The organism is Methylobacterium sp. 142-1Y, assembly GCF_057747795.1.
Genome location: NZ_CM173224.1, coordinates 1,715,736 through 1,730,892, shown reverse-complemented (window position 1 = coordinate 1,730,892; position 15,157 = coordinate 1,715,736). Strand labels below are relative to the sequence as shown.

The window sequence follows — 15,157 nt, the reverse complement described above, 5'->3', positions numbered from 1 at the left end:
AGGTCGGCGCGGGCGTGTTAGTGTCCCGTTGGCCGGGGTATCGGGACCCATCGGACGAGCGAGGACGTCGAGACCGTGCATTGGGCCGATGACGCGGCGAGCCAGGGTGGCCTCCGGCGTCTCGCCGGCCGGGTCGGGCTGTCCGGTCGCCTGCTGCTGCTCACGGTGGTCTTCGTCCTCATCGCCGAGGTGCTGATCTACGTCCCCAGCGTCGCGAGCTACCGGCGCTCCTGGCTCTCCGACCGGGTCGCCGCCGCGCAGGTCGCCGCCCTGGTGCTCGACGCCGCGCCCCAGCAACGGGTCTCGGACGACCTTGCCAAGCGCCTCCTGATGGGCGTCGGCGCCCGAGCCATCGCCCTCAAGGCCGGCGGGGCGCGCCGCCTCCTCAACCTCACCCCGATGCCGCCCGAGGTCGGCGAGACCGTCGACCTGCGCGATTCCGGCTGGATCGACAGCATCGGCGGCGCCTGGCGCACCCTGACCCAGGCGAATCCCCTGCCGCTGCGGGTGGTCGGCCACGGCATGGAGGGGGTCGATTTCGTCGAGCTGGTCCTCGATCCCGCCCCGTTGCGCCGGGCGATGATCGCGTTCTCGGGGCGGATCCTGCTCGCTTCGCTGGCGATTTCCGGCATCACCGCCGGCCTCGTCTTCCTGGTGCTGCAGCTCTCGATCGTCCGGCCGGTGCGGCGGCTCGCGCGCAACATCGCGACCTTCGCGGAGGATCCCGAGGACCTGTCGCGGCGGATCGCTCCGTCCTGGCGCAGCGACGAGATCGGAGCCGCCGAGACGGCGCTCGCCCGCATGGAGACCATCCTGTCGGACGAGCTGCGCCAGAAGCGGCGCCTGGCCGATCTCGGCCTCTCGGTGAGCAAGATCAACCATGAGCTGAGAAATCTCCTCACCACCGCGCAGCTCCTCGTCGACCGGCTCGAGCACGTCGCCGATCCGGGGGTGCAGCGCGTCGCGCCCCGCCTCGTCGGGACGCTCGGCCGGGCGATCCGCTATTGCGAAGCGACGCTCGCCTACGGTCGCGCCGCCGAGCGGCCGCCCGAGCGCCGGACGATGCCGCTGCGGCCGATTCTTCGCGACGCCCTCGACCTCGCCGGGATGGCACCGGGCGCCGCCGTCACCATCGAGGACCGCACGCCCGACGATCTGAGCGTCGATGCCGATCCCGACCAACTGTCGCGGGTGCTGGTGAACCTCGTTCGCAACGCCGTCCAGGCGATCGGCCTCGCGGGGGCCAGCGAGGGGGTACCGCGCGTGACGATCGAGGCCGAGCGCCGGGGCACCGCCGTCACGATCCTCGTCACCGACAACGGCCCCGGCCTGCCGGAGCGGGCCCGGGCCCATCTGTTCGAGGCGTTCCAGGGCGCCAGCCGCTCCGGCGGCACGGGGCTGGGACTTGCGATCGCGGCCGAGCTGGTGCGGCTCAACGGGGGAAGCCTGAGCCTCGACGAGACCCACACCGGCGCGCGGTTCCGGATCACCCTGCCCGACCGGGAGGAGTGAGCGCGACGGTTGCCAATGCGCGGGTCGACGCCGCATCGTAGCGCCATGTCCCTGCGCGTCCCCCTCTCCGCCGTCCGCTCCTTCGAGGCCGCGGCGCGCCGCCGCTCCTTCAAGGATGCGGCGGCGGAGCTGAACCTGACCGCGAGCGCCGTCAGCCACGCCATCCGCAAGATGGAGGCGTCGCTCGGTGTCACCCTGTTCGAGCGCCAGGGCCAGGGCGTGGTGCCGACCGCCGCCGGCGAGGCACTGCTGGAGCATGTCGGCCGCGCCTTCGACGAATTGCATCGCGGGCTCGACCTCGTGGCGGCGCGAGGCCCTCAGCTCCTGCGCCTGCACTGTGCGCCGAGCCTCGCGGCGCAATGGCTGACGCCGCGCCTCGCCCGCTTCCTCGCCGCCAATCCCGGTTTCGAGGTGCGGCTCGCCGCCGGCATGGACTATGCCCGTTTCGTCGGCGACGAGTTCGACGCCGACCTCGTCTACGGCCCGCCCCGGGGCGAGGGGCTGGTGACGGTGCCGCTCTGCACCGAGACGGTGATGCCGCTCTGCGACCCCGATCGGGCCGCCCGCATCCGCACGCCGGACGACCTCCTGGACCAGGTTCTGATCCAGAGCGACAACAAGCAGGTGCGCTGGCCGCTCTGGTTCGCCCGCAACGGGTTGCCGGCGCCCCGCCCGCTCGGCGTGCGCTTCGACCGCAGCTTCCTCGCCATCGCGGCCGCCGCCGACGGGCTCGGCGTGGCGCTCGAATCGACCCTGCTCGCCGAGCGCGAGATCGCCAGCGGGCGCCTCGTCGCGCCGTTGCGGGGCATCGCACAGGACATCACGTATGTCGGCCACCACCTCGTCTATCCGGCGACCACGCGACGGCGCGCGCCGTTGCGGGTCTTCGCCCGCTGGCTGGCGCAGGAGATGAATATCGTGCTGCCGGAGGATCTGACGTGAATTGAAGGAAATTACTATCTCATCCGCAGATTTATCTTAAAAAAGCCGTCTGAGCAGATTGATATTTTGAATAATAAATTGGAGGATGAGAAATCCAAATCCCCACCTCATCCTGAGGTGTTAGTCGATCGAAGATCGACTAACCTCGAAGGAGGGCTCCAGGTACCGCCGCGACCTCTGGAGCCCTCCTTCGAGGTCAGTCCATCTCCGATGGACTGACACCTCAGGATGAGCTTGCGGATGGGAGAAAGACGGCTACGCCGCCGCGCTGCCCCTTCAGGTGAATCTCATTCACCTCCACCTGCAATTTCCGCGTTTGCCCCACCTCCTCTCGCCGGGCACTCTGCCGGCAACGAGACGAGGGAGGCACCGTCGAGGACGGGCGGCGATGCAGGGGGGCCCTGCCGCCGAGGTCACTCCCTCGTGCCCGAACGAGACAGGGAGGACGACATGCTGCTGACCGACAAGGTGTGCCTGATCACCGGCGCCGCTTCGCTGCGGGGCATCGGCCGCGCCACCGCGAAGCTCTTCGCCAGCCACGGCGCCAAGGTGGTGATCCTCGATCTCGATGCCGGCCAGGCCGAAGAGGCCGCCCGCTCGCTCGGCGAGGGCCATCTGGGTCTTGCCTGCAACGTCACCGACAAGGCCGCCTGCCAGGCCGCCGCCGACGAGGTGGTGTCGCGCTTCGGCCGCATCGACGTGCTGATCAACAATGCCGGCATCACCCAGCCGCTGAAGTTCATGGAGATCGAGCCCGGCAATTACGACGCGGTGCTCGACGTCAACCTGCGCGGCACGCTCTACATGAGCCAGGCGGTGGTGCCGCAGATGCGCAAGCAGCAATCCGGCTCGATCGTCTGCATGTCGTCGGTCTCGGCGCAGCGCGGCGGCGGCATCTTCGGCGGCCCGCATTACAGCGCCGCCAAGGGCGGCGTGCTGGGCCTCGGCAAGGCGATGGCCCGCGAGCTCGGCCCGGACACGGTGCGGGTCAACAGCATCACCCCCGGCCTGATCCAGACCGACATCACCGGCGGCAAGCTCACCGACGAGCTGAAGGTCGAGATCGCCAAGGGCATCCCGCTCGGCCGCCTCGGCGTCGCCGACGACGTCGCCAATGCCTGCCTGTTCCTGGCCTCCGACCTCTCCTCCTACATCACCGGCGCCGTCATCGACGTGAACGGCGGCATGCTGATCCACTGAGGACGACCATCATGCCTGCCACAGAACCCGGGCGGAACGGCCCGTCGCTGGCCGAGCGCGCCTACCGCATCCGCCGCAACGCCCTGCTGATGGGCGAAGTGCAGGGCCAGGGCTACATCGCCCAGGCGCTGGGCATCGCCGACGTGCTGGCGGTGTCGTACTTCCACGCCATGCGCTACCGGCCGGACGATCCGGAATGGGAGGGGCGCGACCGCTTCCTGCTCTCGATCGGCCACTACGCCATCGCGCTCTACGCCGCGCTCCTCGAGGCCGGGATCCTGCCCGAGGACGAGCTGACGAGCTACGGCGCCGACGACAGCCGCCTGCCGATGTCCGGCATGGCCGCCTACACCCCCGGCATGGAGATCACCGGCGGCTCCCTCGGCCAGGGCCTGGCGCTCGCGGTGGGCTTCTGCCTGGGCTTGAAGCGCAAGAAGTCGGATTCGTTCGTCTACTGCCTGATCTCCGACGGCGAGCTCGGCGAGGGCTCGATCTGGGAAGGCGCCTGGTCGGCGAGCCACTGGAAGCTCGACAACCTGATCGCCATCGTCGACGTCAACAACCAGCAGGCCGACGGCCCGGCCTCGCAGGTCACCGGCTTCGAGCCGGCGGCGTCGCGCTTCGAATCCTTCGGCTGGCACGTCCAGCGGGTCGACGGCAACGACATCGACGCCCTGGTCCAGGCCTTCGACGCGGCGCGAGCCTGCGCCGAACAGAAGCCCCGCATCATCATCTGCGACACCAAGATGGCGAAGGGCATCCCGTTCCTGGAGGCGCGCGAGCGCAACCACTTCCTGCGGGTGGAGCCGCAGGAATGGCAGGACGCGATCAAGATCCTGGATGCCGGGAGGCCCGCATGAAACGCTCGAAGTACACGCGCCCGGCCTGGCTCTCCGAGGCCAATACGGGCGAGCGCCTGACCACCTCGGCGATGATCGCCTCGCTCGCCGGACCCGACCAGCGCACCGCCCCGGCCCCGTTCGGCCATGCGCTCGCCAAGCTCGCCGAGGAGCGGCCGGAGATCGTCGGGCTCACCGCCGATCTCGGCAAGTACACCGACCTGCACATCTTCGCCCAGAAGCACCCCGAGCGCTTCTACCAGATGGGCATGGCCGAGCAGCTGCTGATCAGCGCCGCCGCCGGCATGGCCCGCGAGGGCTTCCAGCCCTTCGCCACCACCTACGCGGTGTTCGCGGCGCGGCGCGCCTACGACTTCATCTGCATGGCGATCGCGGAGGAGAACCTCGACGTCAAGATCGTCTGCGCGCTGCCGGGCCTGACCACCGGCTACGGCCCGAGCCACCAGGCGACGGAAGACATCGCGATCTTCCGCGGCCTGCCCAACATGACGATCCTCGACCCCTGCGACGCGCACGAGATCGCGCAGGCCGTGCCGGCCATCGCCGATCACAAGGGGCCGGTCTACATGCGGCTCCTGCGCGGCAACGTGCCCCTGGTGCTCGACGAGTACGGCTACAAATTCGAGCTCGGCAAGGCCAAGACGATCCGCGACGGCAACGACGTCCTGATCATTTCGACAGGCCTGATGACCATGCGGGCGCTCGAGGCCGCGGATGCGCTGAAAGACGACAGGATCGACGTCTCGGTGCTGCACGTGCCCACGATCAAGCCGCTCGACACGCAGACCATCCTGCGCGAGGCCGGCAAGGGCGGACGCCTGGTGGTGGTGGCCGAGAACCACACGGTCGTCGGCGGCCTGGGCGAGGCGGTGGCGGGGCTGCTGATGCGCTCCGGCACGGTGCCGAAGGCCTTCCGCCAGGTCGGCCTGCCGGACGAGTTCCTGGATGCCGGCGCCCTGCCGACCCTCCACGACCGTTACGGCATCTCGACCAGCGCCATGGTGCGGAGCATCCGCGAATGGCTGTGAGCGCCGAGCGTCCGGTCGCTTTCGTCGGCCTCGGCTCGATGGGCCTGCCGATGGCCCGCAACCTCGTGCGGCACGGCTTTCCCGTGCGCGGCTTCGACGTGAGGGCGGAGGGCCGGAGCGCCTTCGCGCAGTCCGGCGGGACACCCGCCACGACGATCGCCGCGGTGGCCAACGGCGCCGGGACGCTGGTGCTGATGGTGGTCAATGCCGACCAGGCCGAGGCGGTGCTGTTCGGCGAGGGCGCCCTGGAGCGTCTCTCCGCCGACGCTGCCGTGGTGCTGATGGCGACCTGCCCGCCGGCCTCCGTGGCGGCTCTCGCCAAGCGCGTCACCGCCACCGGCCGGGCCTTCGTCGACGCTCCCGTCTCCGGCGGGGTCGTCGGCGCCGAGGCCGGGACGCTGACCATCATGGCGGCGGCCCCCGCCGCCGTGATCGCGCAGGTGAGGCCGCTCCTGGCGGCGATGGGCGACAAGGTGTTCCATGTCGGGCCCGAGCCCGGCCAGGGCGCCACCATGAAGGCGGTCAACCAACTCCTCTGCGGGGTCAACCTCGCGGCGGCGGCGGAAGCCCTGTCGCTGGCGGCCAAGGTCGGCATCGACGGCGCGACGGCGCTGGAGATCGTCTCGGGCTCGTCCGCGTCGAGCTGGATGCTGCGCGACCGCGGGCCCCGGATGCTGGAGGAGACCCCGCGGGTCACCAGCGCGGTCGACATCTTCGTCAAGGATCTCGGCATCGTGCTGGAGGCCGGGCGCAGCGAGAAGGCGGCCCTGCCGCTGGCGGCGCTCGCGCATCAGCTCTTCCTCGCGGCATCGGGCCGTGGGGCGGGGGCCGAGGACGACAGCCAGGTGATCGGGTCGTACCGGGCGCTCAACGGAATGCAGTAGTTCAAGCATACGATCTGGGCGCTGCAATGTTTTTCGCAGCGCGTCGCGCGCATTCCCTCTCCCCGCGGGCGGGGAGAGGGCTTCGATGACCTTGCCGTCATCGAAGCGAGGCGGCAGCCGAGGGTGAGGGGGTGCCTCCGGACGAGACTCTTCCGGAAACCCCCCCTCACCCTCGCTCCGGCGATGCCTCCGCTTCTTTCGCCCCCGACAAGGGGGGCGAAAGCCTCTCCCCGCCCGCGGGGAGAGGGTAACACCCGCGCTTCACTCGGAATCCTGTAGCGACAGCTGCAGACGCAACCATCACGTCCAGAGGCCGGCCCAACCGGCCCAGTTCCCCCCTATCCCCGAGGAAACCCCCATGAGCCACACCGTCTCCCGCCGTACCCTGCTAGCCGGTGCCGCCGCCTTCCCGCTGGCCACGGTCTTCACCCGGCCGGTCCGCGCCGCCGAGTTCGAGTACAAGCTCGCCACCGGCCAGGACCCGACCCACCCGGTCAACATCCGCGCGCAGGAAGCGCTGAACCGCATCCGCGAGGCCTCGAACGGCCGGCTCGACATCAAGCTGTTCCCGGCCAACCAGCTCGGCTCCGACACCGACCTGCTGTCGCAGGTGCGCAACGGCAGCGTCGAGTTCTTCAACCTCTCGACCTCGATCCTCTCGACCTTCGTGCCCGCCGCGGCGTTGCCGAATACCGGCTTCGCATTCAAGGATTACAACGACGTCTGGAAGGCGATGGACGGCGGTCTCGGGACGTATATCCGCGAGCAGATCGCCAAGACCCCGATCCAGACCGTGTCCAAGGTGTGGGACAACGGCTTCCGCCAGATCACCTCCTCGACCCGCGAGATCAAGGCGCCGGAGGACCTCAAGGGCTTCAAGATCCGCGTACCCCCGTCGCCGATGCTGACCTCGCTGTTCAAGGCGTTCGACGCCGGCGCCGCGCCGCTCAACTTCAACGAGCTGTACTCGGCATTGCAGACCAAGATCTTCGAGGGCCAGGAGAACCCGCTGGCGATCATCGCCACGACCCGGCTCTACGAGGTGCAGAAGACCTGCAGCCTGACCGGCCACGTCTGGGACGGCTACTGGATCCTCGGCAACAAGAAGGCCGTCCAGCGCCTGCCCGAGGACCTGCGCGCCCTCGTCACCCGTGAGCTCGACCGCTCGGGCGACGACGAGCGCGCCGACATCGTCAAACTCAACGACTCCCTGGTGAAGGACCTCGGATCGAAGGGAATCACCTTCATCGACGTCGACCGCCAGAAATTTCGCGATGCGCTCGGCCGCACGACCTTCTACAAGGATTGGAAGAGCAAGTACGGCGACGCGGCCTGGGAGCACCTCGAGGCGGTCTCCGGCAAACTGGCCTGAGGGAGGCTGAGAGATGCATGTCGACATCGCGACGGAGACGCCGGCCTTGCCGGCGGCCTCCGCCAATCGCGCCTGGGCGCGCACGCTCGACACCGCCCTCGGCCCGCTGATCGAGATCCCGGCCGCCCTCCTGGTGGTGGCCGAGGTGGTGGTGCTGCTGGCCGGCGTCGTCAGCCGCTACATCTTCCACTCGCCGATCGTGTGGTCGGACGAACTGGCCTCGATCCTGTTCCTGTGGCTGGCGATGCTCGGCTCGGTGGTGGCCTACCGCCGCGCCGAGCACATGCGGATGACGGCTTTGGTCAGCATGGCCTCGGTGAAGACCCAGGCCTTCCTGGAGGCGGTGGCGCTCGCCGCCGGCCTCGCCTTCGTGCTGATGCTGCTGCATCCGGCCTACGAGTTCGCGGCGGAAGAGGTCTTCGTCCAGACGCCGGCACTCGAGATCACCAATGCCTGGCGTGCCGCCGCCCTGCCGGTCGGCTTCGCCCTGATGCTGGTGGTCGCGGCCCTGCGCCTGATCGAATGCGCCGACTGGCGCCACGCGGTCGGCGCGGTGGCCGTCACGGCCCTCGTCATCGCGGCGCTCTGGCTCGCCGAGCCGCTGCTGCGCGGCTTGGGCAACTGGAACCTGCTGATCTTCTTCGTGCTCGGCGTCGGCGCCCTCGTCTTCACCGGCGTGCCGATCGCCTTCGCGTTCGGGCTCGCCACCTTCGGCTACCTGATGCTCACCACCCGGGCCCCCGCCATGGTGGTGGTCGGGCGCATGGACGAGGGGATGAGCCACCTCATCTTGCTGGCCGTGCCGCTCTTCGTGTTCCTCGGCCTGCTGATCGAGATGACCGGCATGGCGAAAGCCATGGTGGGCTTCCTCGCCAGCATGCTCGGCCACGTCCGCGGCGGCCTGCACTACGTGCTGGTCGGCGCGATGTACCTCGTCTCGGGGATCTCGGGCTCCAAGGCCGCCGACATGGCGGCGGTGGCGCCCGTGCTGTTTCCCGAGATGAAGAAGCGCGGCGCCAAGGAGGGCGACCTCGTCGCGCTGCTCGCCGCCACCGGCGCGCAGACCGAGACCATCCCGCCGAGCCTCGTGCTCATCACCATCGGGTCGGTGACCGGCGTGTCGATCACCGCGCTCTTCACCGGCGGCCTGCTGCCCGGCGTCGTGCTCGGCATCACGCTGTGCACGCTGGTCTGGTGGCGCTACCGGGGCGAGGATCTCAGCCACGTCCGGCGCGCCACCAAGGGCGAGGTCCTGAAGTCCCTCGTGATCGCCTTCCCGGCCATCGCGCTCCCCTTCGTCATCCGCGCCGCGGTGGTGGAAGGCGTCGCGACCGCCACGGAAGTCTCGACCATCGGCATCGTCTACGCGATCCTCGCCGGCCTCCTGATCTACCGCCAGTTCGACTGGCGCCGGGTCTACCCGATGCTGGTCTCGACCGCCTCCCTGTCGGGGGCGATCCTGCTGATCATCGGGGCGGCGACCGGCATGGCCTGGGCGCTGACGCAGTCGGGCTTCTCGCAGAGCCTCGCCGTGATGATGAAGAGCCTGCCCGGCGGCGCGCTCGGCTTCCTGGTCGTGTCGGCGGTGGCCTTCGTGATCCTCGGCTCGGTGCTGGAGGGCATCCCGGCGATCGTGCTGTTCGGCCCGCTGCTGTTCCCGATCGCCCGCCAGGTCGGCGTGCACGAGGTGCACTACGCGATGGTGGTGATCCTGGCGATGGGCGTCGGCCTGTTCGCGCCGCCGTTCGGGGTCGGGTACTACGCGGCCTGCGCGATCAGCCGGATCCACCCCGATGCCGGCATCAAGCCGATCGTCGGCTACATGACCGCCCTGCTGGTCGGCCTCGTGGTGGTGATCCTGGTGCCGTGGATCTCGATCGGCTTCCTGGGGTGATGCGATAGGGGTGTTCGCCGCCATCGTGGCGAATACCCCTGACAATGGGCCGCCACCATGCCCGGGCGGCGCAGAGCTGTCCGGCGACAGGAAATGGCGCGGGCTTCCCCTCTCCCCGCCCGCGGGGAGAGGGCCGACTACACCTTGTCGTGTAGTCGGCAAGCGGAGGCGCAGCCGGAGCGAGGGTGAGGGGGTGTTTCCGGATGAGACTCGTCCGGAAATACCCCCTCACCCTCGCCCTTCGGGCTCGCTGCTGACCCGACAAGGGGTCAGCAGCCCTCTCCCCGCCCGCGGGGAGAGGGGAAGCCCGCGCCATTTCCTGTCGCCGGACAGCCCTACGGCCCGCCGCCTCACCTCTCGAACAGCGATCCCTGCAAGGCGCCCGCCTCGGGCGCCTTTTTCGCGTCGGTCCCGCTCTCCTTGCGCCGGGCCGCCCGGCGCGGGGCCGGTCGCGCGGGAGGCGGCGGGGTCTCGGGCGGAGCCGCGCCGTCGATCGTGGCGGCGACGCGCCCGTCGGCGAACTCCACTGTCACCTGCCCGGCCGCCCGCGCCGCCTCCGCCGCGCCGACCGGCCGGCCGGAGCCGTCGAGCACCAGCGCGTAGCCGCGGGCCAGCACCGAGCGGTAGTTGAGGCTGGAGAACAGGGCGGTCGCCCGCGACAGGCGGCCCGCGAGGCGTTCGAGGCCCTGGGCCGGCGCCCGGTCCAGCCGACGCGCCACCCCGTTCAGCCGCTCGCCCTGCACCGCCAGCACCCGCTCCAGGGCGTGGCGCGGGCGATGGTCGATCGCCGCCAGGCGCTCGCGAGCCCGGGCGAGGCGCAAGGACGGTGGATTGCGGGCGAGCCCCTGGAGCGCCCGGTTGAGGCGGCCTTGCGCATCCCGCGCATTGGCGGCGAGCGCCGGCGCCAGGCGGGCTTCCGCGAGGTCCAGGCGCTGGCGCTTCTGGGCCAGCAGCGCCTCCGGGCCCGGCAGCGCGCGGGCGAGCCCGCGCAACTCGCCCCGGCGCTGGTCGACGAGACGGATCAGCGCGCCGGCATGGCGCCGGCTCAGGGAGTCGAGGTCGGCCAGCAAGTCGTGCAGCACCGGCACCGCCATCTCGGCGGCGCCGGTCGGGGTCGGGGCGCGCCGGTCGGCGGCGTGGTCGATCAGCGTGACGTCGGTCTCGTGCCCGACGGCGGAGATCAGCGGGATCGCGCTCGCCGCAGCGGCACGGACCACGATCTCCTCGTTGAAGCACCACAGATCCTCGATCGAGCCGCCGCCGCGGGCGACGATCAGCACGTCCGGCCGCGGGATCGCGCCGCCGGGCTCCAGCGCGTTGAAGCCGTGGATCGCCGCCGCGATCTCTTCCGCGGCACCCTCCCCCTGCACCCGCACCGGCCAGACCAGGACGGGGCGCGGGAACCGGTCGGCGAGCCGATGCAGGATGTCGCGGATCACCGCGCCGGTCGGCGAGGTGACGACGCCGACGACCTGGGGCAGATAGGGCACCGGCCGCTTGCGGGCGGCATCGAACAGCCCTTCCGCGGCGAGGAGGCGCCGGCGTTCCTCCAGAAGCGCCATCCAGGCGCCGGCCCCGGCAGGCTCCAGCGAATCGACTACGATCTGGTAGGCGGACTTGCCCGGATAGGTCGTGATCCGCCCGGTGACCACGACCTCCAGGCCCTCCTTGGGCTTGTGGCGCAGCCGCAGCATCGTGCCCTTCCAGATCACGGCGTCGATCTTGGCGCCGCCGTCCTTGAGGCTGAAATAGGCGTGGCCGGACCCGTGCGGGCCGCGATAGCCCGAGATCTCGCCCTTGAGGCGCACATGCCCGAACGCATCCTCGAGGGTGCGCTTGAGGGCGGTCGCCAGTTCGGTGACCGACCATTCGGGCACGTTGGCGATCGGGGCGGAGAAAGCGGAAGCGGACATCGCCGCAAGGTTACCGGGCCGGGCCGGGCCGCGGAAGGCCGCCCCGCCGCTTGCGCGGGGGCGTGACCCCCGCGCATCAGTCCGGTTGCCGGCAGGAGCCGCCTTCCCTAAACGTCGCGCGAGATGTCAGGATTCTTGTCGGAACCGGCGATGCGCGACCAGCACCCCCTCACCCTCCTGCTGATCGGCTCCGGCGGGCGCGAGCATGCGCTGGCCTGGAAGCTGGCCCAGAGCCCGCTCTGCCGGCGCCTGCTGATCGCGCCGGGCAATCCCGGCACCGCGGCGCATGGCACCAACCTCGCCCTCGACGTCACCGACCATGACGCGGTGATCGCCGCCTGCCGGCAGGAGGGCGTCGATTTCGTGGTGGTCGGCCCCGAGGCGCCGCTCGTGGCGGGGCTGGTCGACGCGCTCTCGGAGGCCGGCATCAGGGCCTTCGGGCCGAACGCCGCGGCGGCCCAGCTCGAAGGCTCGAAGGCCTTCACCAAGGAACTCTGCCGGGAGTTCTCGATCCCGACCGCCGGCTTCGCGCGCTTCCGTGCGGTCGAGCCGGCGCTCGCCCACCTGCGCGCCGGCCGCATCCCGGTCGTCGTCAAGGCCGACGGTCTCGCCGCCGGCAAGGGCGTGGTGGTGGCCGAGACCCTGAGCGAGGCCGAAGCCGCCGTGGAGACCATGCTGGGCGGTGGGATGGGGGCCGCCGGGGCCGAGGTGGTGATCGAGGAGTGCATGGTCGGCGAGGAGGCGAGCCTGTTCGCCCTCTGCGACGGCACCCGCGCCGTGCTGCTCGGCACCGCCCAGGACCACAAGCGCGTCCATGACGGCGACCAGGGCCCGAATACCGGCGGCATGGGCGCCTATTCCCCCGCTCCCGTCCTCACGCCGGATCTGGAGGCGGAGGTGATGGAGCGGATCATCCGCCCGACCCTCGACGGCATGCGGGCGCGGGGCACGCCGTTCTCGGGCATCCTCTATGCCGGGCTGATGCTGACGGCCGACGGCCCGATGCTGATCGAGTACAACACCCGCTTCGGCGATCCCGAATGCGAGGTGCTGATGCCGCGCCTCGCCTCGGACCTGGTGCCGCTGCTCACCGCCGCCGCCTCGGGCGACCTGTCGGGCATCGAGCCCGAGTGGCGGACAGAGGTCGCGCTGACCGTCATCATGGCCGCGCCCGGCTATCCTGGGACCGTCGCCAAGGGCTCGGAAATCCGCGGGCTCGCCGAGGCGGAAGCCGCCGGCGCCCTGGTGTTCCAGGCCGGCACCAGGCGCGACGGCGAGCGGCTGGTGGCCGACGGCGGCCGGGTGCTGGCGGTGACGGCGCTCGGCCGCGACGTGCGCGAGGCACAAGGACGTGCCTATGCCGCCCTCGACCGGATCGACTGGCCTGAAGGCTTCTGCCGCCGCGACATCGGCTGGCGCGCGGTGGCGCGGGAGACCTGAGCCTTACTTCGTGCGTTACCCTGGGGGTCCAACTGAGAGACTCTTGGGGTGAGAGACCCTTGGGGAGCGCCCGATGCCCGCCGACCTGTTTCCCGGCTTCACGTCGCACTGGATCGAGACACCCGACGGGCGCTTCTTCGCCCGGGCCGGCGGGCCTGCGGACGCACCACCCCTGGTGCTGCTGCACGGCTTTCCCCAGACCCATGCCTGCTGGCACAGGATCGCGCCTTCGCTCGCCCGCACCCACCGGGTGATCTGCCTCGACCTCAAGGGCTACGGCTGGTCGGCCGCGCCCAAGGGCGATGCGGCGCACGAGGCCTATTCGAAGCGGCAGATGGGCCGGGAGGTGGTCGCCGTGATGGAGCGGATGGGCCATGTCCGCTTCGGGCTGGTCGGCCACGACCGCGGCGCCCGGGTCGGCTACCGCCTCGCCCTCGACGAGCCGGGCCGGATCGAGCGCCTCGCCCTCCTCGACATCCTGCCGACGATCTCCCAGTGGCAGAAGATGGACCGGGAGCCCGAGGCCTACCCGCATTGGCGCTTCCTGGCGCAACCGGCGCCGATTCCCGAGCAGGAGATCGGCCAGGCGCCGATTCCCTATTACGAGGACCTGCTGCGGATCTGGACCGGCTCCGGCACCCTCGACGCCTTCTCCCCCGGCGCCCTCGACCTCTACCGCCAGAGCTGGAACGTGCCCGAGCGCATCCACGCGAGTTGCGAGGATTACCGCGCCGGGGCCGGCCCCGACCGGGCCGCCGACGAGGCCGACCTCGCGGAGGCGCGCCGCCTCGCCGGGCCGGTGCTGGTGCTGGTCGCAGACCGCTTCGTCGGCCGCGACGGGCTCGACCCGGTGCGCCAGGCCTGGACCGGCACCTTCGCGCCGGAGGACACCACCTTCGAGATCGTGCCCTCCGGCCATTTCGTCGCCGAGGAGAACCCGCAGGCGACGTTGACCGTGCTGGAGCGGTTCCTGGCCCCCTGAATTCTGGTTGCCCAACCTCGCGGGAGACCCGCGCGGAGCGGGTGACCGCTCCCCGCCCCGGCCCGTAGCGGGCGTGTCGCCCCTGCGGCACAACCCGGGCGGGCGCACGTCGCCCGGGGGAAACATCCGTGGGTCTGATCTACGCGCTCGGCGCTTTCCTGAGCTGGGGCCTCGTCGTCCCGGTCCATTTCCGCCTGCTCGACGGGGTGCCGGCCTGGGGCATCCTCGCCCATCGCATCGTCTGGTCGGGCCTGTTCATCGCGCTTCTGCTCGTGACCTTACGGCTGATGCGCCGGGGACCGATCGTCTCGTTCCAGCGCCGGCACGCCTTCCTGCTGCTCTCGGCCCTCGTCATCGCGGCCAACTGGTCGCTCTACCTGTGGGCGGTGCAGAACGGGCGGATGCTGGATGCGAGCCTCGGCTATTTCATCAACCCGCTGGTCAACGTCGCGCTCGGCGCCCTGGTCCTGCGCGAACGCCTGCGCCCGCTCCAGCTCACGGCTGTGGCGCTCGCCGCCATCGGGGTCGTCGCGGCGGTCGTGGCGGCCGGGACCCTGCCGTGGATCGCGCTCACGCTCGCCGTCAGCTTCGCGATCTACGGCCTGATCCGCAAGCTGGTGCCGATCGACCCCATCCTGGGCTTGGGCGCCGAGACCTTCGCCCTCGTGCCGGCGGCACTGGCCTACTTGGCGGTCGCGCCGACGCCGCCGGGCCAGGGCGCCGGGCAATGGCTGCTCCTGATGCTCACCGGCGTGACCACCGCGGTGCCGCTGATGTGGTTCGCGGCCGCCGCTTCCCGGCTCAAGCTCTCGACGATCGGCCTGATGCAATACATCGCCCCGTCCTGCCTGCTGGGCCTGAGCGTGCTCGTCTACGGCGAAAAGCTGCCGCCCTCCCGGGCTCTCGTCTTCGGGCTGATCTGGGCGGGGCTGGCGCTCTACGCCGTCGATGCCGCGCGCCCGCGCCGCGCGGTCGCACCGGCGCCCGAGGACAAGCCAGCCTGACGCAAGCCCCACCGGTCAAGCTTCCCCTGTCCAACCATAATCGCCGGGCTCTCTGGCCTCACGCGACGAATCGGCGGGGGCCGCGATGATCCTGGACGACGTGAAGACGAGGGACACGGACGGGCC

General features: G+C 70.8%; 12 protein-coding genes. 11 read left to right on the top strand and 1 reads right to left on the bottom strand.

Annotated features, from left to right (window positions below; translation table 11 throughout):
* Positions 1-75 precede the first annotated feature (75 nt).
* The 8 genes from AC3AOF_RS07960 to AC3AOF_RS07925 all read left to right on the top strand — a co-directional run bounded on the left by AC3AOF_RS07960 (position 76) and on the right by AC3AOF_RS07925 (position 9,692).
* The gene (locus AC3AOF_RS07960; protein ID WP_236991277.1) at positions 76-1,512 is read left to right on the top strand and encodes a sensor histidine kinase; all 1,437 of its coding nucleotides are present in this window, start codon (positions 76-78) and stop codon (positions 1,510-1,512) included.
* 45 nt (positions 1,513-1,557) lie between these two features.
* On the top strand, positions 1,558-2,454 hold the full coding sequence (locus AC3AOF_RS07955; protein ID WP_236991278.1) for a LysR substrate-binding domain-containing protein: 897 nt from the start codon (positions 1,558-1,560) through the stop codon (positions 2,452-2,454).
* Between the two features lie 450 nt (positions 2,455-2,904).
* Complete coding sequence (locus AC3AOF_RS07950) at positions 2,905-3,654, top strand: SDR family NAD(P)-dependent oxidoreductase (protein ID WP_488348165.1); 750 nt, start codon at positions 2,905-2,907, stop codon at positions 3,652-3,654.
* Between the two features lie 11 nt (positions 3,655-3,665).
* Entirely contained in the window at positions 3,666-4,514 is an 849-nt protein-coding gene (locus tag AC3AOF_RS07945) for a transketolase (RefSeq protein ID WP_488348164.1), read from the top strand.
* Positions 4,511-5,542, top strand: coding sequence for a transketolase family protein (locus AC3AOF_RS07940; protein ID WP_236991281.1), 1,032 nt, complete (start codon positions 4,511-4,513; stop codon positions 5,540-5,542). The genes AC3AOF_RS07945 and AC3AOF_RS07940 overlap by 4 nt, the downstream gene beginning before the upstream one ends.
* Positions 5,533-6,426 carry an NAD(P)-dependent oxidoreductase gene (locus AC3AOF_RS07935; RefSeq protein WP_488348163.1) on the top strand — a complete coding sequence of 298 codons (894 nt, stop codon included), beginning with the start codon at positions 5,533-5,535 and terminating at the stop codon, positions 6,424-6,426. Before AC3AOF_RS07940 ends, AC3AOF_RS07935 begins: the two co-directional genes overlap by 10 nt.
* A gap of 358 nt (positions 6,427-6,784) precedes the next feature.
* Positions 6,785-7,798: a TRAP transporter substrate-binding protein gene (locus tag AC3AOF_RS07930; RefSeq protein WP_236991283.1), complete on the top strand. Its 1,014-nt coding sequence runs from the start codon at positions 6,785-6,787 to the stop codon at positions 7,796-7,798.
* A gap of 13 nt (positions 7,799-7,811) precedes the next feature.
* Positions 7,812-9,692: a TRAP transporter large permease gene (locus AC3AOF_RS07925; protein WP_488348162.1), complete on the top strand. Its 1,881-nt coding sequence runs from the start codon at positions 7,812-7,814 to the stop codon at positions 9,690-9,692.
* A gap of 350 nt (positions 9,693-10,042) precedes the next feature.
* On the opposite strand, the gene xseA is transcribed toward AC3AOF_RS07925, so the two are convergent.
* Positions 10,043-11,605 carry an exodeoxyribonuclease VII large subunit gene (gene xseA, locus AC3AOF_RS07920; RefSeq protein WP_488348161.1) on the bottom strand — a complete coding sequence of 521 codons (1,563 nt, stop codon included), beginning with the start codon at positions 11,603-11,605 and terminating at the stop codon, positions 10,043-10,045.
* Positions 11,606-11,755: 150 nt separating this feature from the next.
* On the opposite strand from xseA, the gene purD reads away from it, so the two are divergent.
* The 3 genes from purD (at position 11,756) to rarD (ending at position 15,031) form a co-directional block, all read left to right on the top strand.
* On the top strand, positions 11,756-13,045 hold the full coding sequence (gene purD, locus AC3AOF_RS07915) for a phosphoribosylamine--glycine ligase (RefSeq protein ID WP_488348160.1): 1,290 nt from the start codon (positions 11,756-11,758) through the stop codon (positions 13,043-13,045).
* Between the two features lie 73 nt (positions 13,046-13,118).
* Positions 13,119-14,027, top strand: coding sequence for an alpha/beta fold hydrolase (locus AC3AOF_RS07910; RefSeq protein ID WP_488348159.1), 909 nt, complete (start codon positions 13,119-13,121; stop codon positions 14,025-14,027).
* A gap of 128 nt (positions 14,028-14,155) precedes the next feature.
* Positions 14,156-15,031 (top strand): EamA family transporter RarD, encoded by an 876-nt coding sequence (gene rarD, locus AC3AOF_RS07905; protein ID WP_488348158.1) that lies wholly within the window; start codon positions 14,156-14,158, stop codon positions 15,029-15,031.
* The last annotated feature ends 126 nt before the right edge of the window (positions 15,032-15,157 follow it).

Excerpts from the sequence above, each read along its gene's own strand:
- xseA (WP_488348161.1), bottom strand. The coding sequence starts at position 11,605 with ATGTCCGCTTCCGCTTTCTCCGCCCCGATCGCCAACGTGCCCGAATGG.
- AC3AOF_RS07955 (WP_236991278.1), top strand. The coding sequence starts at position 1,558 with ATGTCCCTGCGCGTCCCCCTCTCCGCCGTCCGCTCCTTCGAGGCCGCG.
- AC3AOF_RS07930 (WP_236991283.1), top strand. The coding sequence starts at position 6,785 with ATGAGCCACACCGTCTCCCGCCGTACCCTGCTAGCCGGTGCCGCCGCC.
- AC3AOF_RS07935 (WP_488348163.1), top strand. The coding sequence starts at position 5,533 with ATGGCTGTGAGCGCCGAGCGTCCGGTCGCTTTCGTCGGCCTCGGCTCG.
- AC3AOF_RS07950 (WP_488348165.1), top strand. The coding sequence starts at position 2,905 with ATGCTGCTGACCGACAAGGTGTGCCTGATCACCGGCGCCGCTTCGCTG.
- purD (WP_488348160.1), top strand. The coding sequence starts at position 11,756 with ATGCGCGACCAGCACCCCCTCACCCTCCTGCTGATCGGCTCCGGCGGG.
- AC3AOF_RS07945 (WP_488348164.1), top strand. The coding sequence starts at position 3,666 with ATGCCTGCCACAGAACCCGGGCGGAACGGCCCGTCGCTGGCCGAGCGC.
- AC3AOF_RS07940 (WP_236991281.1), top strand. The coding sequence starts at position 4,511 with ATGAAACGCTCGAAGTACACGCGCCCGGCCTGGCTCTCCGAGGCCAAT.
- AC3AOF_RS07910 (WP_488348159.1), top strand. The coding sequence starts at position 13,119 with ATGCCCGCCGACCTGTTTCCCGGCTTCACGTCGCACTGGATCGAGACA.
- AC3AOF_RS07925 (WP_488348162.1), top strand. The coding sequence starts at position 7,812 with ATGCATGTCGACATCGCGACGGAGACGCCGGCCTTGCCGGCGGCCTCC.